The following is a 23,123-nucleotide window of genomic DNA, read 5'->3' as shown; positions in this document are numbered from 1 at the left end:
TAATCTACCTCTTTTTAAGAGCGCTTTCTATAGAAAGCGCTCTTTTTTTTAATCAGCTTATTTTTATAAATTTAGTGCATCCATCAAATTGGATGTTAACCTAAATGACGTTTCGTTATGATATTGGCCTTTTGCGGGCAATTGCAGTTTGTTTTGTTTTACTCTATCATTATAATTTTCCATTTTTTGAGGGAGGATATATAGGGGTTGACATATTTTTCGTGATATCAGGATTTTTGATGACTAAAATTATCTTAACAGAGATTAAAGGAGATCGTTTTTCTTATTTTTCATTTATTGAAAGAAGAATGAGGCGGATTGTGCCTGCACTGTTAGGTGTTTCGGTGATAATGTTGCTATTATTGCCTCTTTTGTATTTTGATGTCGATCTGAAACTTAATGCGAAGTATATCGCATTGAGTCTCGCATTTATGTCTAATATTTATTATGGAAGTTTATCTGGCGATTATTTTTCACCCGATGTCCAGGATAATTTGTTTTTACATAGCTGGTCCTTAGCTGTTGAATGGCAATTTTATATGATCTATCCACTGGCTTTATGGACACTTAAGGATCGGTACTTACATCATTTAAAACAATTTCGCTTCATTTTAATTGTTTTAACGGTACTTTCCCTTTCTCTTTGGCTTGGTATGGGAAGTCGTAACAGTTGGGCTTTTTATTTGATGCCGACGCGGATTTGGGAATTTTTAATTGGGGGTTTGGCTTTTTTGTACAGTCAAGAATTAAAAGAGAGGTTGAAACCATTCTTAACAGCACTAACCATTATGAGCTTAGTACTGATGCTTGTTTCCGCTCTATTTATTCGCGCAAATCATACCTGGTCATCGACATTAGTTGTAATTCCTGTTTTGGCAACCGCTATTTTATTAGCTATAGATCATCAATTGGTATGGTTTCAAAATAGCGGAATTCAATTTTTAGGAAAAATTTCTTACTCATTGTACTTGTGGCATTGGCCATTTTATGTGCTCTATCGAAAATTTGATTTTTTGATGCAGTGGCGTTATAGCATTCTTATTCCTTTTTTCCTTTCTTTTATTTTTGCTATCCTATCTTTTTATCTGTTTGAGCGAAAGAAAAATATATTTGGCGCTAAGATTTTAACAATTTCTGGATGTGTAGTTGCTTTACTTGCAACAATGCTCTTTGTATTTCCTAAGCATACATTATGGGATAAAATTCGCCTCGTTGATAATCAATATGTCAATTATTTTCAACAGGATGAACATCGGCATTTGAATCCATGTAATTGCTATATCACAAGGAGCCCGAATTATAACACCTATAATAAAGAAGAATGTTTGAAAATCGATCTTGGAAAAGAAAATATCTTATTGATCGGGGACAGCCATGCGGCGCAGCTTTCTACGGCTTTTAGAAATGCTTTGAAAGAAGATCAGCATCTGCTTGAGATGAGTTTAAGCCTAACTTTTCCTTTTCCAGATTCAAAAGGTTACGATAAGTCAGTTCAGTTATGGAAATATTTTTATACCGAGTTCCTGCCTAAAAATGAGAATAAAATCAATAAAGTGTTTATTTCTGTTCATTGGTTAATGAATACATATGAGGAAATGAACTATACACCTAAAGAAATAAAGCAGGGTTTAAGTCAGATGACTACGCTCTTTGATAGTTATGGGCTACAGTATTATTTCATCGGACAAACCGAACTTTATCGGGTTCCTTACCGGCAGGTTGCATTAAAAAAAATGTTTAACCCTACTCTAGATGAACAGCAATTTAGTCTAAGCGAAGGGCAACAAGTTAATGAATTTCTGAAACGAATTATTCCGGAGCAACATTATATTGATATTTATAAACATCGAGAAATAAAGCACAATTCTCAGGAGATGGGGATGTCTTACATGTTTGATAAACATCATCTTAGTGCATTTGGGGCTAGTCAGGTTGTGGATTATCTGCGGCGGAAGGAATATCTTTGATCGCATAAACCCTGTTAAGTAAAAGGAGCTTTATGCACGTTAGTATAAAGCTCCTTTTTTATATGTTATTCAGATTATTTATCCGGCGATGATATGTTGCCCTTTGCCTGCATTGATATGATCAAGTAAGGTCGGATTTAAAATTGTACAGGTTTTCAACATTTCTCGTACAGGATATTTTTCAACAATATCTTTTAATGAACGGAGATGCTTATCATGGTGAAGGTCTGTTCCGACAAAATCGTACATACCTGATTTAACAAGTGTCATGGCAATGGCTTTTACATCGACACCATAATATCTGCTCAGAGATAAGAGGTTTAATTGCAAAAAACATCCAGCATCTTTTATCTGTTTGTAAATGTTGAAATTGCTGTGATAATAATTATAGCGTTCGGGATGTGCCAATATAGGTTTGTAACCTAATTTTTGAATATTCAATATGGTCTGAAATAAAGCCTTCGATTCGGAAAGGTATGACATTTCAATCAAAACATATCCACCAGGCATTAAGCACAAATCATTGTTCTCAACCAGTGCATGAAGACCGTCGTCGATCATGTGTTCTGCGGCTGCAAAAATTTCCACATCGCTTCCTGAATTTTTTAACCCTTCGCTTAGCGCATGGTGAGCTTGTCCAATACTAAATTTAGTATTAGGATGTACACCCTCCATGATATGGGGAGTACAAATAAATTTTTTGAAACCAAGGCTGCTTAATTCCTTAATATAGCCTAATGATTGCTGTACTGATGTGCTGCCATCATCAATGCCCGGTAGTAAATGATTATGCATGTCAACTTCAAGAAAATCCAATTGTGATATGGATCGGACCGAAGCGGCATTTTTATTTTTTGTGAATAGATTGCTAAAAAAAGACATCTGTGATTTTAGTAATAATTGTTTTTCGATAGTATAGATTAAAGTACGTTGCGATCTGACAAATATTCGCATATTAAGCAAAATTGAAATATGAGCTCAAAGCCTGTTTTCACAACGTTATTTTCCCCAATTTATTGTAAATAAATGTTCTCAATTAGTGTGCCAACATTACTTGTGAGGAAATGTGTTTGAAAGGATGATAATATAACTGTTTAAACAGTTAAAGCCTTGATAAAGAAATTTTTTAGAATTTTATTTAGTAAAGTTTTTAAATCAAAAACCTTTTTGTAAGATTTTTGTTATTAACCCTGCCACTTCGCTAGAAAGCATATTAAAAGTGAACCGGTTTTTATTAATAATTAATAAATATGTGAAAATGTATATACGAGGATTGTCAATTTTTAAGTAAATTGGTGGTGTGAATTATAATATTGAATAGGAGCCATTTAAGGGTCATCTAAATACCCTTTACTAACCATATCCTATTAATAAAAGTGAACTGTTAGCAATAAGATTATGATAAGTTTTTTTGGAGATTTAAAAAGACATTTATATCGAGACCATCCGCGTTGGATTATTTTGATAATCGATATGTTTATTGTATTTGTCAGTTATGTACTGTCTATTTATGTACTCTATGACTTGAAAGGGTTTGCTGATGTTTCGATGATGTTGAAAAAGCTAATCATTATTCTTTTCGTATATTTTACTTTTTTTGTTAGCAACAGTACTTTTAAAGGGATTGTACGCCAGACGGGTATTCAAGATGCAATTAAAATATTTAAAACTACAGCAACTGCTTATATTGTGCTGATGCTATTCATGATTATCGTCAGGTCAGTTGTAGAGCGTGGAAGTGTGGTGTCAGATTACCTAAGATTGCCTTATGGACTGTTGACTATGCAGTTCTGTATGTTACTGGTATTCATGATCGGCTCTCGTGTGGTTTACCGTACGGTATTTGAATATCTCTCATTATCTGCCAGAAAGTTGGAAAACGTCTTGATTTTTGGTGCTTCTCGTCCCGGACTCTCAACTTACTCTCTTTTGAAAGAAGACCCTCAAGTGAAGTATCATGTAATTGCATTCGTAGAAGATCAGTTAAATCGTGTCAGTAAACGGCTTGCAGGCTTGAAAATCCTGGATATAACTGAAATTACATTAGATTTTATTAAAAGAAACCGTATTACGGATGTGATCATTGCAGTAGAAAATAATGATCCCGAACGTTTACAATATGTTTCGGACTGGTTCCATCAGCTTGGTCTTGAACTTAAAATAATGTCTCCTGCGCGTATTCTACCTAATTCAAGATTGAATCGTGAGATCAGACCTTTAGAAATTGATGATTTATTGGGACGTAAGCCTATCAAACTGGATCATCAGGAGATAGAAGCCGAGATGGAAGGTAAAGTAATTTTGGTGACAGGTGCAGCAGGATCAATTGGCTCAGAGCTTGCTCGGCAAATTGCCCGACGTTCTTATAAAAAATTGATTTTATTAGATCAAGCAGAATCTCCTTTGTATGATATACAACAATCAATAAAATGCAGCTATCCTGAACATTTACATTGTGTTGTTGGAGATGTGCGTAATTATTTTTTCATGCAAAAGATATTTGCAGAGTATCATCCGGATTTGGTATTTCATGCGGCGGCCTATAAACATGTGCCCTTAATGGAGGCTAATCCATACGAATCAATACAGACAAATGTGCTAGGAAGTAAAAATGTTGTAGACCTCTCGATGAAATATGGGGTTAAAAAAATGGTCATGGTATCCACGGATAAAGCGGTTAACCCGACTAATATTATGGGAGCAACAAAGCGCATGGCTGAAATATATGTGAGCAGTTGCAGTGGAAAATCCGATACTCAATTTATCATTACCAGATTTGGTAATGTGCTAGGTTCTAATGGATCGGTGATCCCACTTTTTGAGAAACAGATGGAGCAAGGTGGTCCATTGACATTGACTCATCCAGATATCACCCGATTTTTTATGACAATTCCAGAAGCTTGTCAATTGGTTCAAGAAGCTGGTGTGATGGGAAAAGGCGGAGAGATTTTTGTGTTTGATATGGGTAAGTCAATTCGTATCATCGATCTGGCAAAACGTATGATTAATTTGAAAGGTTATCGTTATCCAGAAGATATTGATATCAAAATCGTTGGGTTACGTCCTGGAGAGAAGATCTATGAAGAGCTTCTTGCCAATAATGAGAATACGATAAAGACTCACCATCCCAAAATTATGATAGCGAAGGTAAATCACGACGATTTGTCGCAAAAAGTAGAACGAATTAATTATTTGTGTCAACATATAGTACGTCCGCATGCTATTTTACCCGATTTTATGAATCTCGTGAGACATATGAAAAAAATAGTTCCTGAATTTAAGTCGCAGAATTCAGAATTCGAAATACTGGATAATGAAGTTTTAGACATGGAAATTATGGATAAAATAGTTTCTGAAGTACCGATCTATCCTATCGCTAGAAATGCTTAACAGGATATTTCCTTAATAAATAATTTCCTTGTTTAGGAGTGTTATATTCTTTAATTAGAAAATTATCATACGAAATATAGATTGATGTAGCGGGGTAGCTACAAATTTATAAACAATCTATTTTTTATCCAACGATCTTCATAGGTGTACAGTTATAATAGTTATTATTGTTACTATTTTAATGCTCACATAATTTGATGTCAGCAAAATATGCTGCATGGACTATCGATGCCTGCACTTGCCATACATCTGAAGAAAATATACTGAACTCTTGTCAACACTAAAAAAGAAAAAAACATTTCTCCTTCGAGCTTTATTGATCGGAGCACTTATTGCTTCTTTTATATACTTAGGTGTTATATTTATTTACCAGTATTATGAACAGCAAAAGGTAAAAGAACGTCTTGATGCTGCATATGCATCTTCATATAAACAATCTTCTGGACTTGATCGATTATTCTCCGTATATAGTGAAGCCGAAAACCTTTTCAGGTTGTATACCGTGAATTTTGACAAGCCTACTTTTTCAGCTTACAAAAATAAATTGGATACGATTAGGTATTCTGTAGACTCATTGTCAAAATTGCCTTTGAAGGAAAATTTAATGCAGGTGAGTGCAGAAGATATGGAGCAAAAAAAGGTGCTTTCACAAGAATTTGCGACATTAAAGCAGACAGTAGATCAACTCATATTCTTTACAAAGGACTCCTTGTCTGTTTTATCTTCCTCCAATAAAACATTATTAAGGGATCCTAAGTTTGAGCAGGTCGATTCGATTGTGAAGAGGATAATGAGTGACACCTCCTTTAATACATTAACGAAAGATACGACAATCCGAAAAAAAGAAAATCTCTTTAAACGTATTTTTAAAGCTAAAAATGATACGCTTGTCGCTAAGACGATTATACAAGATTTTAATACGTTGCAAAAAGATGTAATTTCCCGTAATATAGCCTATCTGATACAGCAAAATAAAAAAGTTTACCGTCAAAATTTAAAGAACCTCCAAGAAAAGTTTGTTGCTCTTCAAGATAAGGAAAAACAACTGGTGCTGGCAAATAGAAGCTTACTGGATAATCTGAGGAAGGGAATTGATGTGATTAAAAGTCACGAGTTAGCGCTACTGCGAAAGGCAGAAAAAAAAGACTTGGCATTATACAAAGAAAGTACACATAATTTTAGAAATCAGCTTATTGGATCTTTTATCATAATTGGACTGTCAATTATTCTGATTTTCTTCTATCAGTCGAATGCCGTTTCTTATGAACGTAAATTGCAGGAGGAGAAGGATTATGCATCACAGGTAGCGGCAGAGAAAACGACTATTTTAGCGAGTGTAAGTCATGAGGTAAGATCTCCTATCAATGCATTGCAGGGTATTATTAGCATATTGCGAAAAAATAATGATAGTAAGCTGATTCATCCAGAGTATCTTAACTCGGCCTCGCACGAAATTGATGTTATCAACAGTACTGTCAATGATATATTAAACCTGAGTAAGTTGGAAGCTGGGGCAATGGATGTACAATATGATTATTTTGCACCGCACCAATTATTACTAAATATTCTCAATTTACACAACCATCAAGCCCAAAATAAAAATATTTCTATTGTTAAAAAAATAGAAATAGACCCTACATTATTAATTTATAGCAGTGAGTTTAGAATGAAGCAGATCGTTTCTAATCTGATCAGTAATGCCATTAAATATACTTCTCAGGGGGAAGTTAGTATCACCGCTTCTCTGAAGCTGAAAAATGGAAAAACAACGCTGTTTGTGGCTGTTCAGGATAGTGGTATTGGTATTGTAGAAGAAGAGCAGGCGCTGGTATTTCGTCAGTACTATATGGCCGGAGCGAAGAAGCAAACAAGTAGTTTTGGGCTGGGGTTATATATATCGAAATTATTTGCACAACAAATGGAGGGCAACATTGATTTGATCAGCACATTAGGAAAGGGATCCACATTTACTTTGGTACTTCCTGTCGAAAAAACGAAAATATTAGAAACCACCGCTATACAGTATACATTGGAAGATCTTCCTCAAGAAATGAAGATTGTGATCATTGATGATAATAGGATTAATGTTCTTTACTTGAATCACTATTTTAAAGATTTTCCCAATGTACATATCTTTGAGCAAGGTCATGTTGCGCTTGCATATATGGATGAAAATGACGTTGATGTCGTAATCACAGATTTAAGGATGGCTGATCTTGACGGTTGGGGAATTTTAAATAAAATACGTGCAAAAAAAGCATGGGAACTAGTTAAGGTATTTGTCTTTACGGCAGACAGTATGTATCTGGAAGCCGCAGAGCAAAAGCAGGTAAATCTTTTTGATGCAAAATTGAAAAAACCGTTGGATGCTCACGACCTAATTTCCTCTATTAAGAGGTCTATGGGATAATTAATGAGACTGCAAATAGTGTGACAGGTAACTTCTGTATTAAAATATAACGAAAGTTTATGTATTTCCCATCACATAAAGTTGTGATAAATTTGGTGTGGGATTTCCTCCCTTTGTCTCTAAGGTTATAGCAAAAGCTTGTGCTTTAGGTATCTGATTCATACTGGTGATCTGGTCAGTATGATCCAAAGGAAATACACCAGCATTTACTGGTTTCCCATCAACGATTGCCCAAAGTTGGTACTGCATACCTTCTGGCGCAGGAGGTAAATTTTCTAAACTCAGATAAACATCTCTTGTACTCGTGTTCCAGAAAACATGTGCTTTGAGTTTTGGATGTTGCTCTACTCCGGCTAAAGTGATCGTTTTGATTGCAGGATCTTGCAACATAGCCCATTTTTCCTCTAAACTCATCAATGCTTTTTGAGTAGATTCTTGTTTTGAAACTGATTGTTCCAGCAGATTTTGATTAATAGTAATTTTATTTTGGAAATAGATATTAGCACCTATACTTAACGCTAATAAGATAGACGCTGCAATACTCCAGTTTAGCGCACTAAATTTGCGCACGGAGGACGGTAGAGGAGATTGTGGGATCAACTCTTCTGCCTTTTTAATAGGTGCTACAGGATGATTAGTCTGATCGGATATTTCATCCCAGATTATCGATTTAAGCTCGGCGGGAGGAGACATAGCTTGGACAGTAGCAAAATCTTCTAAAGTTTCTTGTGCCTCTAGAATCGCTTGCTGTACTTCAGAGTTATGCTTACTTATGCACATCAAAACACTCACCTCTTCTTCGCTGGCGAGATTTAGCACATAAGCTTCGATAATTCCTGACGATATGTATTCTTTAATATCCACTAGTATTGGTATTCTTTAAGTATTTTTTTTAATTCTAAAAGTGCTCCCCGTGTACGCGTTTTTACTGTTCCAAGTGGGATGTTTAGTTTTTCTGCAATCTCTTGTTGTGTGTACCCTTCATAATAGGCCATTTCAATAAGTTCCTTCCATTCTGCACGAAGTTCATTCAATACGTTTTTAAAACCAATATGATCCACCTGTGTAGAAACACTAAAGTTATGCTTTTCTTTAGCATCTACGATATCTGGAAGAGATTGGTTTTTTTGTTCATTTTGAACGCCTTTGGATTTGATATAGTCAAAAGCAGCATTACGAGCTATATTAATGATCCAAGTGTAAAGTTTGCCTCGAGAAGCATCGAAAGAATCAATATGTTTCCATATTTTGACGAAAACATTTTGAAGTACTTCGTCAGCATATTCCTTGAGTGTAACGATACGTAGCACTAGACCATACAGTGCTCCCGCATAATGATCATAAAGATAATTAAAGGCGCGCTGATCCTTTTTCTGTAATAAGGAAATTAAAGTATCTTCTTCTAAGTGGTGTATCGGGCTCAATTAATTAGTCTTTGAATTCAAAGATATATAATAAGATTAATAAGTTTTGTATTTATTTGAATTTTAATGTATTGATTGAGATACTTGCGCCAGAAATCATTATTCATGTCTCAAAATAAACGCACGTGGAATTAAGTTGAGCATACCCGAATTTTGGAAATATTGTGATGGATCAAACTGGCGCTCTATGATTTTATTTAAAATAATAGTTCACCTTTTTTAATTTCAAAATGCAATCCAAGTGAAGCATTATTTCGTAAATGATAGAAACAAAAAAAATTGAATGATCACTATTAAAAAATAAAAAAATGAAAACTAAATTCACTTTTATGGCACTCAATATGTTGTTAATGGGTGTTTTCTTTTGCGGAAATGTTGTTGCACAGCAATCAAATAAAACAAAAACAGTAATGGTAGGTGGTGCTGCAATGTATGCAACTAAAAATATTGTTGAGAATGCGGTTAATTCCAAAGATCATACAACTTTGGTGGCAGCTTTGAAAGCCGGAGGTTTAATTGAGACATTGTCTTCTAAAGGACCTTTTACTGTATTAGCTCCAACAAATGAAGCGTTTAATTTATTGCCGAAGGGTACGGTTGAGAAATTATTAAAGCCTGAAAATAAAGGTATGTTAACTAAGGTTCTGACCTATCATGTGTTAGCTGGGAAATTTGATGTTGCATCAATTTGGAAATCTGTTAAGGAAATGGGAGGTAAGACTGAAATGACTACAGTGGAAGGAGGGAAGATTACTTTTTGGACTAAAGGTAAGGATCTTTATGTGCGTGATGCTAAAGGAAAAGATGCTAAGGTGACGATTTCGGATGTTGTACAGTCAAATGGTGTCATTCATGTTATTGACCATGTGTTGATGCCTTGATCATGAATCAGATCGCTAACTGGTTGTATAATTTTAATCTGGTTCTCTACAGGTAAAGCTTATATTTTATCTGTGGTCCTTTAAATTTGGATCATCATGGCCGATAAATAATTGGACGTTTATAAATGAAATAAAAGCTGTAAATCTATTGCAAAGGTATGTTTACAGCTTTTCTTTTATTATGGGTATTACAATCGAAATTAATTGTTGAATTATTCCTTAAAAGCCACATGCTAGGGATATATCTAGAATCTATTGTCTGATATTTTCAACATTTTTATAAAAATATTTAGAATAATTGTAAACTATATTTTAGATTTATATTTTAAAAATGTACATTTATAAAATGTAAATAGAGTAGTTTTGGCCTATTTATTTATTGAATTGACAAATCATGAATTACAATTTATTAAGAGATACAATTGACCTAATCGAAAAGTTTGAAAAAAATAAGCAAGAAAGTGGAAAGTATAGTGAAGACAGTGCAGGCTTTCAACAATTTATAGTTGATCATTACAAAGGTGTAGTTCATGCAGAGCCAGACTGGGAGGGAAAGGAAAACGGACGAAATCCTGAGAGTGTCATCAATACGTTAATTGTACAGATGAACAGGTTTGCAAAGAATTACTCTAAAGCGGCTATACATGAATCAGATTTTTCTACGCAGGAAGATTTTATTTATTTAATCAACCTGAAAGTTTTTGGGCCAATGATAAAAATGGAACTTATAAAACGTAATATCCATGATAAACCTTTTGGTATGCAGATCATCAATAGGTTGATTCACAATAAATGGGTAGGTCAGGTCGATTCGGAGGATGATAAAAGGAGTAAAGTCATTTCTATAACAGATGAGGGACTACGTGTTCTCGAGAATCAAATGGATAAAATTCGGCAAGCAAGTCAAATTGTTACGGGGGATTTGACACGTCCGGAAAAAATGGAATTGATACGTTTATTGCAAAAATTGGAAAAATTTCATCAACCAATCTATGATCAAAATATTGACGTTGCAGATTTACTTACTTCTGTTGCTGAAAACTATCCTTTGTTGAATAATTAAGTAGGTACCTATAATTTTACTTAGGGGGCAAAATTTTAAGATCGCTTTGGAAGAAGGTATTTAACTAAACCCGATCATGCAGTCATTTCAAGAAACTTTACGCCTATATGGGATCGATCGCTGTTTGGTAAATCAGTTCCTGAGGAGTATGGAAATGGATCTAAATCAAGTTGAATATGACGAAGATGTGTATAAAGAGTATATCTTAGGCTTTGCTGAAGTTGTAGGATTGATGTGTCTCCATCTTTTTGTAGATGGTAACAAGGGAGCATATGAAAAATTGAGACCATATGCGATGAAATTAGGATCGGCATTTAAAAAAATAAATTTTCTACGTGATATAAAAGATGATTACCACCTTTTGGTCCGAACATATTTTCCAGATGTTGATATGAGCGTATTTAACAATACGATTAGAGCGGCAATTGAATTGGATATCGAAAATGAATTTAAGGAAGCATTGTTAGGTATAAAAAAATTACCTAGTTCATCCAAATTTGGTGTTTTTTTAGCATATAAGTATTACTGGTCATTATTGAGAAGAATTAAACAAATCCCTGCTCAACGGATATTGAATGAACGTATACGTATCCCGAATACTCAAAAATTATCTTTGATGATGAGTAGTTATGTACAATATAAGATAGATCTAAGTCGACCGTTTCGGATATTTGGGATGTAATTTGAATTTAAGATACTATAAACTTGGCTTTATAAATAAAATATAAGGCAAATAAAGATTTACGAATATGATATATCTATTGCAAAGTGAACAGCAATTGAATTGCGATATAGAAACAGCCTGGAACTTTTTTTCTTCCCCTCATAATTTGACTAAAATTACACCGCAAGACATGAATTTTGTAATTGTCAATAAGGTTCCTGATAAACCTATTTATGATGGTATGATCATTGACTATAAAATAACTCCGTTATTAGGGATAACCACAAAGTGGAGAACTAAAATAACAAGAGTTAAACACCATATAAGTTTTACTGATCAGCAAGTAAAAGGACCTTATAGACGATGGAATCATTTTCACGAATTTATCGTAAATGAAAAGGGAGTATTGATGAAAGATATTGTTCATTATGAATTACCTTATGGATTTATTGGTCGACTTGCGCATACATTAGTCATACGAAAGAAGCTGTACGCTATTTTTAACTATCGCTATCAAGTCTTAGAAAAAATATTTAACTCTGAAAAGCAGTCATGAGGAATCTAATAATTGTGTTTTCTACTTTTTTTCTGATGGAAGGAGCAACCTGGTTGATTCACAAATATGTGATGCATGGCTTTTTATGGATTTTACATAAAGACCACCATGATCACAGTACAGAGGGACATCTTGAAAAGAATGATTATTTCTTCATCATATTTGCGATACCTGCTATCATATTGATGTATTTAGGGCGTCAGGAAGGTTTTAATTACCTTTTTTATATCGGTCTGGGGGTTACACTCTACGGAATGGCTTATTTTTTTGTGCATGATATTTTTATTCATCAGCGTATCAGTTTTTTAAGTAATACCAAAAACCCATATCTATTAGCCATCAGGCGAGCACATAAGCAGCATCATAAACATTTAGGAAGAGAGAGGGGCGAATGTTTTGGATTTCTTTGGGTTCCAGTTAAATATTTTAAAATGTATTTCAAAAAGAATTAAGAATGCAAACATATACCTATATACTGATCAATTTTCTGACCATTGTCATTTGTTTTATTTATTCTTTTGATCGTCGAATACAGTTTAATAAATATTTTCGAGCATTTTTAAAAGCAAGTATTATTGTTTCAATTCCTTTCATTGTATGGGATATACAGTTTACTAAAATGGGTGTATGGTGGTTTAATACAGCTTATACCATGCCTTTACGATTATTGGGTTTGCCAATTGAAGAATGGTTGTTTTTTATTTGTATACCATTTTCCTGTGTTTTTACCTACTTCTGTCTCGACAAATTTTTTAATCTTAATTGGGCAAATCGATTCAACAATTTACTGGTATGGATTACTGTAGTGGTATGCATATTGACCGGTATTCTATTTTACAAGAAAATATATCCACTTGTTACGGCATCGATAACTGCTGGAACTATAATTTATTTGCACTATATAGCTAAAGTGAACTGGATTGGAAAAGGTTCATTTGTTTATCTGTGCTTAATGCCTGGTTTTTTTATGGTGAATGGTGTGCTCACCGGAACTGGATTGGATTCTCCTATAGTCAATTATAATTCGGATCAAATACTCAATATTCGTATGCTGACCATTCCGATAGAAGACGCAGTATATGGGTATGCGCAGTTTATGCTTAACATCTATTTTTTTAAACGGTTTCAAAAAAATGATTAAACGCAATAATTAACGTGTTAAGGATTAAAAATAGTAAAGATGAATGATCAGATTGTTGTATTTTGGTTTAGACGTGACCTGCGCTTAGAAGATAATGTGGGGTTACAGCAGGCTGTTGCATCGGGTTACCCTGTGCTCCCTATATTTATTTTTGATACGACTATACTTCAAAAGTTGGAAACTGACAAAGATCGACGAGTGGATTATATTCACCAAGCTTTGAATTCACTAAATAGTACTTTGCATAATTATGGATCAACGTTGCAGACTTATCACGGTAAACCACTTGAGATTTTTGAGATTATTACTAAAATTTATGATGTACAAGGTGTATACTGTAATAGAGATTATGAACCACAGGCAATAAAAAGAGATAAGCTGATAAAATCGTACCTGAAAGAGCGAGACATTCAATTTAATACTTACAAAGACCAGGTTATATTTGAAAAGTCGGATATTGTTAAAGATGACGGCAACCCCTACAGTGTATACACTCCCTATTCGAGAAAATGGAAAAGCCTATTGGTTCCTCAGAATTATGCCTCTGTAGTAGTTTCTGCAGAACATTTTTATAAAACTAATCCATTGAAAATTACAGAGCTAGAGGTATTGGGCTTTCAGAAAACGGATATAATATTTGAAAAGCCTAATTTAGAACTGGAGATTATAAGCGATTATGATAAAAAGCGTGATTTTCCTGCATTAGATCATACAACACGCTTAGGTATTGCCCTGAGATTTGGCACAATCTCAATCAGATCGTGTGTAGCGTTTGCTTTGAAATATAATGAGACATGGCTTTCTGAATTGATCTGGAGGGAATTTTTTATGCAAATACTGTATCACTATCCGCGCGTAGTCACACATAGTTTTAAACCAAAATATGATTCGATCATATGGCGAAATAATGAAGCTGAATTTCAGCTTTGGTGTTCCGGGAAAACGGGTTATCCGATTGTCGATGCAGGCATGAGGCAACTCAATGAAACGGGATTTATGCATAATAGGGTACGAATGATTACGGCTAGTTTTCTTTGTAAACATCTTCTTATTGACTGGCGTTGGGGTGAAGCATATTTCGCTCAAAAATTATTAGATTATGATCTGGCGGCCAATAATGGTAACTGGCAATGGGTGGCTGGATGTGGTTGTGATGCAGCGCCATATTTCCGTATTTTTAATCCCACAGCGCAAACTTTAAAATTTGATGCTGATCTGTCTTATATTAAAACTTGGAATCCTGATTATGAAAAATATATTCAGATACCGATAGTGTCGCACGAGGAAGCACGTAAAAGAGCACTGAGAGTATATAAGCAAGCATTGTAAATTTATTGTCTGTAAAAAATATGAAAAGAAATAAAGTAATATTGGTAGATGAACAGGATCACGTAGTAGGTGAAATGGACAAAATGGAGGCGCATGAAAAAGGAATTTTGCATCGCGCATTTTCTATTTTCATTTTTAACACCAAAGGACAGATGCTCATTCATCAACGAGCGAATGAAAAATATCATGGTGGCGGATTGTGGACGAATGCATGTTGCTCGCATCCACAATTAGATGAAGATATTGAGGAGAGCGCAAAAGAGCGCTTACAGTTTGAAATGGGATTACAATGTGAACTGAAAAGAGTGTTTTCATTTATTTATCATACCCCTGTGGAAAATAATCTCATCGAACACGAATATGATCACGTACTTGTGGGATATACGGATAGGGAACCTGTACCTAATGTCAATGAAGTCATGAATTATAAGTGGATCGATCGGTTAGATCTGCTTCAACAGATTGCTGCTGAGCCCGATGCCTTTACCTATTGGTTTAGAATAGCCTTGCCCCAAATCATAAAACATATATAGTGCGGTTTAGTTACTTGAATTTTAAAATTTAAGTTATTACTAAATCTCGTTTCTTCGGGGGTGATTAACTCTAAAATCTTAGCAGCACCTGAATATATGGTCCTTTTTAGATGTTGTGATTACTAAATAACTTTCTACTGGGATTATCTGAGATATGATATACCATATGTGTATAGTGCTTTTACCATTTTAATTTTCCTATATCGCAGTATGATGCAAAATTATACTGTGTTTATTTTTGCATGTTCTTGCAAAATATTTTAACACATCTTTTTTCTACATCGTTTTCGTATGCCGTGCAATCGATTGCTTAGTCTGAGCGATAGTATACGTGGTTTTTTTTTGTTTAGACTTGTTTCACTATAACCAAATGTTACACGAATAAAAACCTAATACATAGAATATGGTTAAAAACAATTACTCAAATAAGAAGGAGTGGTCAAGATTATATTTTCATCTTGCACTTTTAACACCACTTTCGCTGACCATGCTACCTAATCTGGCAAGTGCAAATATGCTTTCGCCGAAGGTATTGGTGTACACTCAATCTATAGTGCAACATAACATTTCTGGTAAAGTGGTTGATGCAACTGGTAGGGGTGTCAGCGGTGTTACAGTGAGAGAAAAAGGAGGCAAAAGCTCCACTTCAACAGATAACAATGGAAGCTACACTCTTGCAGTAAGTTCCCTCAACCCCATTTTGGTATTTAGTTCGATCGGTTATATCAGTCAGGAAATTGCTGCAACAAGTGCCGCAATGGTAACTTTGAAACCAAATGAAGATATTCTTGAAGAGGTCGTGGTAGTTGGGTATGGTAATCAAAAGAAAACCAATCTAACGAGTGCAGTTTCACAGATCGATTCAAAAGTATTAAAGGATCGACCTGCACCTACAGTAGTCAATATGCTCCAAGGCGCCGCTCCGGGACTTGTAATCTCTAGACAATCAGGTCGACCCGGAGCACAAGGATTAGATATTCAGGTGCGCGGAGCTACTTCTGCAAATGGCAGTGTTTCCCCCTTAATTGTAATTGATGGAGTAATCAGTTCGGAAGCAACTTTTACGGCATTGAATCCGAATGATATCGAGAATATTAGTGTGCTTAAAGATGGGGGCGCGACTGCTATTTATGGTGCTCAATCTGCAGGAGGAGTATTATTAGTTACAACAAAGAAAGGACAGAAAGGTAGAAACCGTATTTCTTTAATGAGTAATATGGCTTGGCAACAACCGGCCAATATGCCTAAAAGATTATCGTTGATCGATGAAATGAACTATGTTAACCTTGGTAAAATTAATGCGGGTGATGCACCTGAATATAATGCCGAAGATCTGGATTATGCTGTTAATGGCCCTACTTTTGTTTTAGGGGCCAACAACCTTTGGAGAACATATAATCGGGAAAGCATAATTGACCAGACCGTGCGTAAATCTTATAACCTGTATAATCATAACCTGCAGTTTTCCGGTGGTAGCGATAATATTACCTACATGGCTTCTTTAGGTAATATGACGCAACAGGGAATGTTCAAAGTTGGAGAAGATCATTTTGAACGGTGGAATGCACGTCTTAACCTTTCTGCGCGTGTCAATTCGTATCTTAAGCTGGATCTGGGAAGTTCCTTTATCGATCAAGCAACAGATAACCCGCAGGACGGGGGCTATGGCATTGATGGAGGTGGAAATGGTTTATTAAGACAGTTGTATTCTTCACGAATGCGTTTTCCACTTTACAACGAAGATGGTACTTATTATCGCAGTGGTACATCATCGGCATTTGGCTATGCTTTATTGAAAGATGGTGGTTTTAACAGGGATCGCAGCAGTACATATTTCAATAATGTGACAGCAACGGTTAATAATTTTGTGAAGGGACTCGAAGTGAAAGCGATGTATAGCCGTGAAGATATTAATAGACAAAATAGAAATTTTAGAAGAACGGTTACATATTTTTCTGGTCCTTTACCAACTTCAGCGACTCAATTAAATAATCCAAATAATTATTCAATAACGGATTATAAAACCATTAGACAGAATTATCAAGCTATCATAGACTATGACTTTAAGCTATCTTCGGATCATAATTTTCATGTGATGGGCGGCTACCAGTTGTATACTTATGATTATCAAACGGTAAATGCAACAACTAAAAATCTGTACGTGAATGATAATCCAAGTCTAAATTTTACGACAGATGCGTTAAATAAATCAAATTTACAACTGGGTGAGCGGGAAAAGATGCAATCCTACTTTGGACGCTTCAATTACAATTACAAAGAAAAATATCTTTTTGAAGCTACTGTACGGAGTGACGAGAGTTCCCGCCTATCTGTCGGTGATCGTGTGAAAGTTTTTCCTTCGTTTTCTGCTGGTTGGAATATGTCTAAGGAATCTTGGTTTGATGGTATTTCAGGAGTTTTTGATGAATTGAAACCACGCGCCTCTTGGGGTAAAGTAGGTTCAAAACAGGGAATAGGCTATTATGACTTTATCTCTCAGTTGTTAAGTAAATCAGATGTTGTGCTAGGAGATGTTAGACAGACCTATTTGTATCAGGATTTATTACCTGCTGTTGGTTTATCCTGGGAAACTGTAGAAACTCAAAACTTTGGTTTGGATTTCAGTTTAATGAACAGAAAATTGAAAGGATCGTTTGATTATTATAATAAATTTAACAATAACATGTTGGTGGAGGTCAGTTTACCTGAAACCTTAGGTATTAGAGTGCCAAAATCCAATGACGGAAAGTTGAAAACCTGGGGATGGGAAGCCGCAATAAGTTATAATGATAAAGTAGGTCAAGACTTTACATACGGTGTGGCTTTTAATTTAGCAGACAATCAGAATAAATTAGTTAAATATGGTGGTGCAAATGATATCATAAACGGTGGGGTAAATGAAAGAGTAGAAGGGTATGCGTTGAATTCAATATGGGGATACCTAACGGACGGTTATTTTCAAAATGAGGCAGAAGTTGCACTGGCTCCAAGTTATAAAGATTTTATCAATAAAACAGGAGTTCCTGGAATTGGCGATGTACGATACAAAGATATTGATGATGATAAGAAGATTGGTATAGGTGATGGTAAACTTAGCAATACCGGTGATCTGGTATATCTAGGAGATATCAACCCACGTTACCAGTTTGGTTTTAATGTTAATATGGGCTACAAGAATTTTGATTTTAGCTTCTTTATTCAAGGAATTGCAAAACGTAAGTTTAAGCCAAGCAATGAATTGATCCAACCTTTATTGTATTCGTATTATTTACCGGTGAGTTTCCAAACCGATTATTGGACTCCTGATAATAGGGATGCTGCTTTTCCAAGACCATATTTAAGTGGGGATCATAATTTTCAGAGTTCTGATAAATGGTTTTTGAATGGTGCTTATGCTCGACTAAAAAATATTCAGCTAGGCTATACCTTAACCAAAGAAAAGTTACCTAGATTACCCTTTTCTAGAGTTCGCATATATGCATCAGGTGAAGATTTATTGACATTCTCTAAGATGGGTGTTTTTAAGGGAAGTATTGATCCTGAAATGAAAACGACAGATAAGAATGAACCAACACGTACGATCTCTAATCCTTATCCCTTTACGACTTCGTTCTCATTTGGTTTAAACATTGATTTTTAATTGATTATCATCATGAATAAAAGATTTATATATTTACTATTAACTTCTCTATCATTCGGTTCTGTTGTTTCCTGTGATATACATGAAGTTCCCGAAACAACTGTAAGTGATGTTAACTTCTGGAATACAGTGAGCGATCTGCGTATGGCAGCGAACTATTTTTATAGTACGCTCCCTGGTTTAACATTAAAGGACGTATCGATGGATAACTGGTCTACAGATGCTTATCCCAACAATAATGGGGATAAAATCAGTGATGGTTCCCGCGTAAAACCAGCGGAAAGTGATGATTATGATTATTACAAAATATTTCAGGCTAATCAACTTATCGAAAAATCCCAGCAGGTACTGGACAAAGGAGGGAATGCAACACAGGTAGGCTGGTATGTTGGAGAGGCTCGTTTCTTTAGAGCACTTTATTATTTCGAAATGTTTAAACGTTTTGGTGGTGTACCGTTAATCACTAAGACAATGGGGGTTGATGACCCTGATGTATATTTACCAAGAGCAAGTCGTGATGAAGTACTCAAATTAATTTTTGATGATCTGGATTATGCAACTTCTGTTTTACGGACTGCAGATGAAATAAATGCGGCGAAAGAATATGGACGAATATCTAAAACAGGAGCCTTGGCGTTGAAATCTCGTATTGCACTATTTGAAGGTACTCGTGAGAAATATCATCATTACGGAGATGCAACCAAACACCTTACGATGGCTAAAGATGCAGCAGAAGCAGTGATCAGCTCAAATGTTCATAGTTTGTTTACGCAAAAAAGTACTGGTAAAAAAGGCGAAGTGCTGAATAATGCTTACTTTAATCTTTTTCAGGAAGCCGGTGATGGCCGTGCTAATAAAGAAAATATCGTTGCAAAAGTATATGGGGTAAGCCGTGAAAATGCCATTGTATCAACTGCTGTGCAGCGTTACTACGAAGGAGGGACAATCGTACCCACACAAAACTTTGTAGATAACTATTTAATGGCAGATGGACTGCCTATTGATAAATCACCGTTATACCAAGCACCGAATAAAACGATGACACATGCTCAGTACTTTAATAAGAAAGATCCGCGCATGAGCTTTACCTTATTCAAACGTGGAGATGAGTTTATATCGAGCAGTGATTACACAATTCCACATCCCACACAACAAAGAAGTGGTTATGGTATACGTAAATACGCGAATAAGAATTTCTGGAATTTGCAGGCATCTTATATAGATAGACCTTTTATACGCTATGCTGAGGTTTTGTTAAATTATGCTGAAGCGGTGTATGAATTGAATGGAGCTATATCTGACATTGTTTTAGACCAGACGATCAATGCGCTAAGAGATAGATTGCCACAGATTAATATAGGGACGGATACTAATCCTAATTTTGTAAGTATGGCTAAGTTGACGAATGCTTTTGTCAATGCCAACGGCTTAAATATGCTAACGGAAATACGGCGTGAGCGTAAAGTGGAACTGTCTTTTGAAGGTTTAGCTTATTGGGATTTGATACGTTGGAAGACTGCTGAGTTCGAATTGCCAAAAACACTTTATGGAAGTTATCTATTTAGTGAGTACTTAACCGACTCTGGTCAGAAATGGGATGCATCGACAACGAAGGTTAACGATAAAAATTATATCATACTTCAAGATGCATCGTTGAGAAGGTTTGATGAAAAAAAGGATTATTTATGGCCATTGCCAACTTCTGAAATCGCTAGAAATGAAAAGTTAGAACAGAACCCTAACTGGTAATATTGAAAAAGCACGGGATTTAATTCCGTGCTTTTTTGTTTTAGTGATACCTATTTAAATTCTTAAAAGAGTAAAACCTTTCACCTTTCATGGAAATAATAGGATGACGATATCATATGTCATACAGTTTCTCATGTAGTGTTTTTTTATTAGTGCTATTTTATTTTAAACGTTATAAGAGGTCGTATCTATTTAACCTGTGAAGGATTGGCCAGTAAGAAATCTCTTTTGACTAAAGCAACATCACATTCCATCATTTCTTTTACTAAACCTGCAAGATCGTATTTCGGTTTCCATCCTAATTGTGTGTTTGATTTAGTCGGATCACCTACCAATAAATCGACTTCAGTAGGTCTGTAATATTGAGGATCTACTTTTACAACAACTTTACCGATTTCTAATTGATAATCGGGGTGATTACAGGCTTTTACTTTTGCAACTTCTGAAGCTTCACTACCTTCAAATTCGAGTTCTATACCTATTTCAGCAAATGCCATACGTACAAACTCACGAACAGAAGTGGTTACCCCTGTTGCGATGACAAAATCTTCGGCTACATCTTGTTGCAAGATAAGCCACATGGCTTCCACATAGTCTTTTGCATGCCCCCAATCGCGCTGTGCATTGAGATTACCTAAATATAAGCATTCTTGTTTGCCGTGTGCAATGGCAGCTGTAGCCATCGTAATCTTACGAGTGACAAAAGTTTCACCTCTTCGTGGCGATTCATGGTTGAAAAGAATACCATTGCAAGCATACATCTTATATGCTTCACGATAGTTTTTCGTAATCCAAAAACCATAGATCTTTGCTACTCCATAAGGTGATCTCGGATAAAATGGAGTAGTTTCTTTCTGAGGAACTTCTTGAACCAAACCGTATAATTCGGAAGTAGATGCTTGATAAATCCGTGTTTTTTTCTCTAGACCTAAGATGCGTACAGCCTCAAGAATACGTAATGTTCCAATACCGTCGACATTCGCTACATATTCTGGTGAATCAAAAGATACCTTAACATGTGACATGGCTCCCAGATTGTAGATTTCATCAGGTTGTACTTCTTGAATGATACGGATGATATTAGTTGAATCGGTCAAATCTCCATAATGCAACTTAAAATTGACATGGTTTTCATGTTGGTCCATATAAATATGGTCAATACGCTGTGTGTTGAAAGAGGATGCTCTACGTTTGATACCATGTACCATATAGCCTTTTTCTAATAATAGTTCTGCTAAATATGAGCCATCCTGTCCGGTTACACCAGTGATTAATGCAATTTTCATCTTAATTATATGCTTAATTTAAGTAGTATTGAATACTTATAATTTTACTTCTTTGTAGTTATCCTGATTTTCTAGAAACCATTGATAGGTAGTCTGGATACCATCCTTTAATTCAATTTGATGTTTCCATCCCAATTCATGCATCTTACTTACATCCATAAGTTTGCGTGGAGTTCCATCGGGTTTACTGCTGTCCCAGTTAATTTCTCCTTGGTGACCGACAACAGATTGAATGAGAGTCGCTAAATCTTTGATACTAAGATCTACTCCTGTACCGACATTATATAGGTATTCGGGAAGCTTATTTTCTAACGCAAATGCAACAGCTCGCGCCAAATCATCCACAAATAAAAATTCGCGCATCGGACTTCCAGATCCCCATAAGTTGACTGTGGTATGTCCTTCTAATTTCGCTTCGTGAAATTTTCGAATCATCGCAGGCAGGACATGTGAACTTGTGAGATCAAAATTGTCATGTGTGCCATATAAATTTGTAGGCATAAGGCTAACATAGTCTTTTCCAAATTGATTACGTATCGCTTGACATGCTTTTACCCCCGCAATCTTTGCCAAGGCATACCATTCGTTTGTTGGCTCTAGACTATCCGTCAATAAACTGGATTCTTGTAAAGGCTGAGGTGCAAATTTGGGATAAATACAAGAAGAACCTAGGAAAATAAACTTTTCAACATCGTTTTGTAATGACTCGTTTATAAGGTTGTTTTGAATTTGCATATTATCCATCAAAAACTGATAAGGATAATTGTTATTGGCTAATATACCACCTACCTTTGCCGCAGCATCAATTACAATGGCTGGCTTTTCATTTCTGAAAAATTCCTGTACTTCGGACTGGTTTCTTAAATCCAATTCAGCAGAACTTCGTAAAATGAAATTATGATAACCTAAGTTCTCTAAATTTCTTTGGACTGCTGAACCAACCATACCACGATGACCTGCTATATATATTTTTTTGTCTTTCATCTTTATTCTTATTCTATTTGCAGACTGGATTATATGAAAAAGGAAATCAGTATTGCTAAATTATGCCTCATTATATTTAACTCTTCGAATACATATAAATTTGACT

18 protein-coding genes are annotated in these 23,123 nt (G+C 35.3%); 13 read left to right on the top strand and 5 right to left on the bottom strand.

The annotated features are described in order from the left end of the window. Positions 1-104 precede the first annotated feature (104 nt). Positions 105-1,967, top strand: coding sequence for an acyltransferase family protein (locus tag FHR29_RS23860; RefSeq protein ID WP_183917648.1), 1,863 nt, complete (start codon positions 105-107; stop codon positions 1,965-1,967). A 78-nt stretch (positions 1,968-2,045) separates the two neighbouring features. On the opposite strand, the gene FHR29_RS23855 is transcribed toward FHR29_RS23860, so the two are convergent. Next, positions 2,046-2,921: a tyrosine-protein phosphatase gene (locus FHR29_RS23855; RefSeq protein WP_260292795.1), complete on the bottom strand. Its 876-nt coding sequence runs from the start codon at positions 2,919-2,921 to the stop codon at positions 2,046-2,048. Positions 2,922-3,365: 444 nt separating this feature from the next. Between FHR29_RS23855 and FHR29_RS23850 the strand changes: the two genes are divergently transcribed. Together FHR29_RS23850 and FHR29_RS23845 are read left to right on the top strand one after the other, a co-directional pair. Continuing rightward, positions 3,366-5,357 carry a nucleoside-diphosphate sugar epimerase/dehydratase gene (locus FHR29_RS23850; RefSeq protein ID WP_183917646.1) on the top strand — a complete coding sequence of 664 codons (1,992 nt, stop codon included), beginning with the start codon at positions 3,366-3,368 and terminating at the stop codon, positions 5,355-5,357. Positions 5,358-5,628: 271 nt separating this feature from the next. Continuing rightward, positions 5,629-7,767, top strand: coding sequence for a hybrid sensor histidine kinase/response regulator (locus FHR29_RS23845; RefSeq protein WP_183917644.1), 2,139 nt, complete (start codon positions 5,629-5,631; stop codon positions 7,765-7,767). A gap of 57 nt (positions 7,768-7,824) precedes the next feature. Here FHR29_RS23845 and FHR29_RS23840 read toward each other — a convergent pair whose 3' ends face one another. Both FHR29_RS23840 and FHR29_RS23835 read right to left on the bottom strand, forming a co-directional pair. Continuing rightward, a complete protein-coding gene (locus FHR29_RS23840) occupies positions 7,825-8,631 on the bottom strand; it encodes an anti-sigma factor domain-containing protein (protein ID WP_183917642.1) in 807 nt (268 codons plus the stop codon). After that, a complete protein-coding gene (locus FHR29_RS23835; RefSeq protein WP_183917640.1) occupies positions 8,631-9,191 on the bottom strand; it encodes an RNA polymerase sigma factor in 561 nt (186 codons plus the stop codon). The genes FHR29_RS23840 and FHR29_RS23835 overlap by 1 nt, the downstream gene beginning before the upstream one ends. Positions 9,192-9,532: 341 nt before the next feature. Between FHR29_RS23835 and FHR29_RS23830 the strand changes: the two genes are divergently transcribed. The 10 genes from FHR29_RS23830 to FHR29_RS23785 all read left to right on the top strand — a co-directional run bounded on the left by FHR29_RS23830 (position 9,533) and on the right by FHR29_RS23785 (position 20,747). After that, positions 9,533-10,072 (top strand): fasciclin domain-containing protein, encoded by a 540-nt coding sequence (locus tag FHR29_RS23830; protein ID WP_221197942.1) that lies wholly within the window; start codon positions 9,533-9,535, stop codon positions 10,070-10,072. 394 nt (positions 10,073-10,466) lie between these two features. Next, positions 10,467-11,135, top strand: a complete 669-nt coding sequence (locus tag FHR29_RS23825) for a MarR family winged helix-turn-helix transcriptional regulator (protein WP_183917636.1) — start codon at positions 10,467-10,469, stop codon at positions 11,133-11,135. 76 nt (positions 11,136-11,211) lie between these two features. After that, the gene (locus FHR29_RS23820) at positions 11,212-11,817 is read left to right on the top strand and encodes a squalene/phytoene synthase family protein (protein ID WP_183917634.1); all 606 of its coding nucleotides are present in this window, start codon (positions 11,212-11,214) and stop codon (positions 11,815-11,817) included. Between the two features lie 67 nt (positions 11,818-11,884). Next, positions 11,885-12,355, top strand: coding sequence for an SRPBCC family protein (locus FHR29_RS23815; protein ID WP_183917632.1), 471 nt, complete (start codon positions 11,885-11,887; stop codon positions 12,353-12,355). Then, positions 12,352-12,807 (top strand): sterol desaturase family protein, encoded by a 456-nt coding sequence (locus tag FHR29_RS23810; RefSeq protein WP_183917630.1) that lies wholly within the window; start codon positions 12,352-12,354, stop codon positions 12,805-12,807. The genes FHR29_RS23815 and FHR29_RS23810 overlap by 4 nt, the downstream gene beginning before the upstream one ends. Positions 12,808-12,809: 2 nt before the next feature. Then, a complete protein-coding gene (locus FHR29_RS23805) occupies positions 12,810-13,496 on the top strand; it encodes a lycopene cyclase domain-containing protein (RefSeq protein ID WP_132840811.1) in 687 nt (228 codons plus the stop codon). A gap of 39 nt (positions 13,497-13,535) precedes the next feature. After that, complete coding sequence (locus FHR29_RS23800) at positions 13,536-14,825, top strand: deoxyribodipyrimidine photo-lyase (RefSeq protein ID WP_132840813.1); 1,290 nt, start codon at positions 13,536-13,538, stop codon at positions 14,823-14,825. A gap of 20 nt (positions 14,826-14,845) precedes the next feature. Then, positions 14,846-15,358 carry an isopentenyl-diphosphate Delta-isomerase gene (idi, locus tag FHR29_RS23795; protein ID WP_183917628.1) on the top strand — a complete coding sequence of 171 codons (513 nt, stop codon included), beginning with the start codon at positions 14,846-14,848 and terminating at the stop codon, positions 15,356-15,358. Between the two features lie 403 nt (positions 15,359-15,761). Beyond that, complete coding sequence (locus FHR29_RS23790; RefSeq protein WP_183917626.1) at positions 15,762-18,998, top strand: TonB-dependent receptor; 3,237 nt, start codon at positions 15,762-15,764, stop codon at positions 18,996-18,998. A 12-nt stretch (positions 18,999-19,010) separates the two neighbouring features. Beyond that, positions 19,011-20,747 (top strand): RagB/SusD family nutrient uptake outer membrane protein, encoded by a 1,737-nt coding sequence (locus tag FHR29_RS23785; protein WP_183917624.1) that lies wholly within the window; start codon positions 19,011-19,013, stop codon positions 20,745-20,747. A 188-nt stretch (positions 20,748-20,935) separates the two neighbouring features. Here the strand turns inward: FHR29_RS23785 and gmd are convergent, their stop codons facing one another. Both gmd and FHR29_RS23775 read right to left on the bottom strand, forming a co-directional pair. Next, positions 20,936-22,033 carry a GDP-mannose 4,6-dehydratase gene (gmd, locus tag FHR29_RS23780; RefSeq protein WP_183917621.1) on the bottom strand — a complete coding sequence of 366 codons (1,098 nt, stop codon included), beginning with the start codon at positions 22,031-22,033 and terminating at the stop codon, positions 20,936-20,938. 36 nt (positions 22,034-22,069) lie between these two features. After that, positions 22,070-23,017 carry a GDP-L-fucose synthase gene (locus FHR29_RS23775; protein ID WP_183917620.1) on the bottom strand — a complete coding sequence of 316 codons (948 nt, stop codon included), beginning with the start codon at positions 23,015-23,017 and terminating at the stop codon, positions 22,070-22,072. Positions 23,018-23,123 lie beyond the last annotated feature (106 nt).

The sequence above is a fragment of the Sphingobacterium sp. JUb56 genome (assembly GCF_014191365.1).
GTDB classification, from domain to species: domain Bacteria; phylum Bacteroidota; class Bacteroidia; order Sphingobacteriales; family Sphingobacteriaceae; genus Sphingobacterium; species Sphingobacterium anhuiense.
This window is presented reverse-complemented; position numbering and strand designations above follow the sequence as displayed.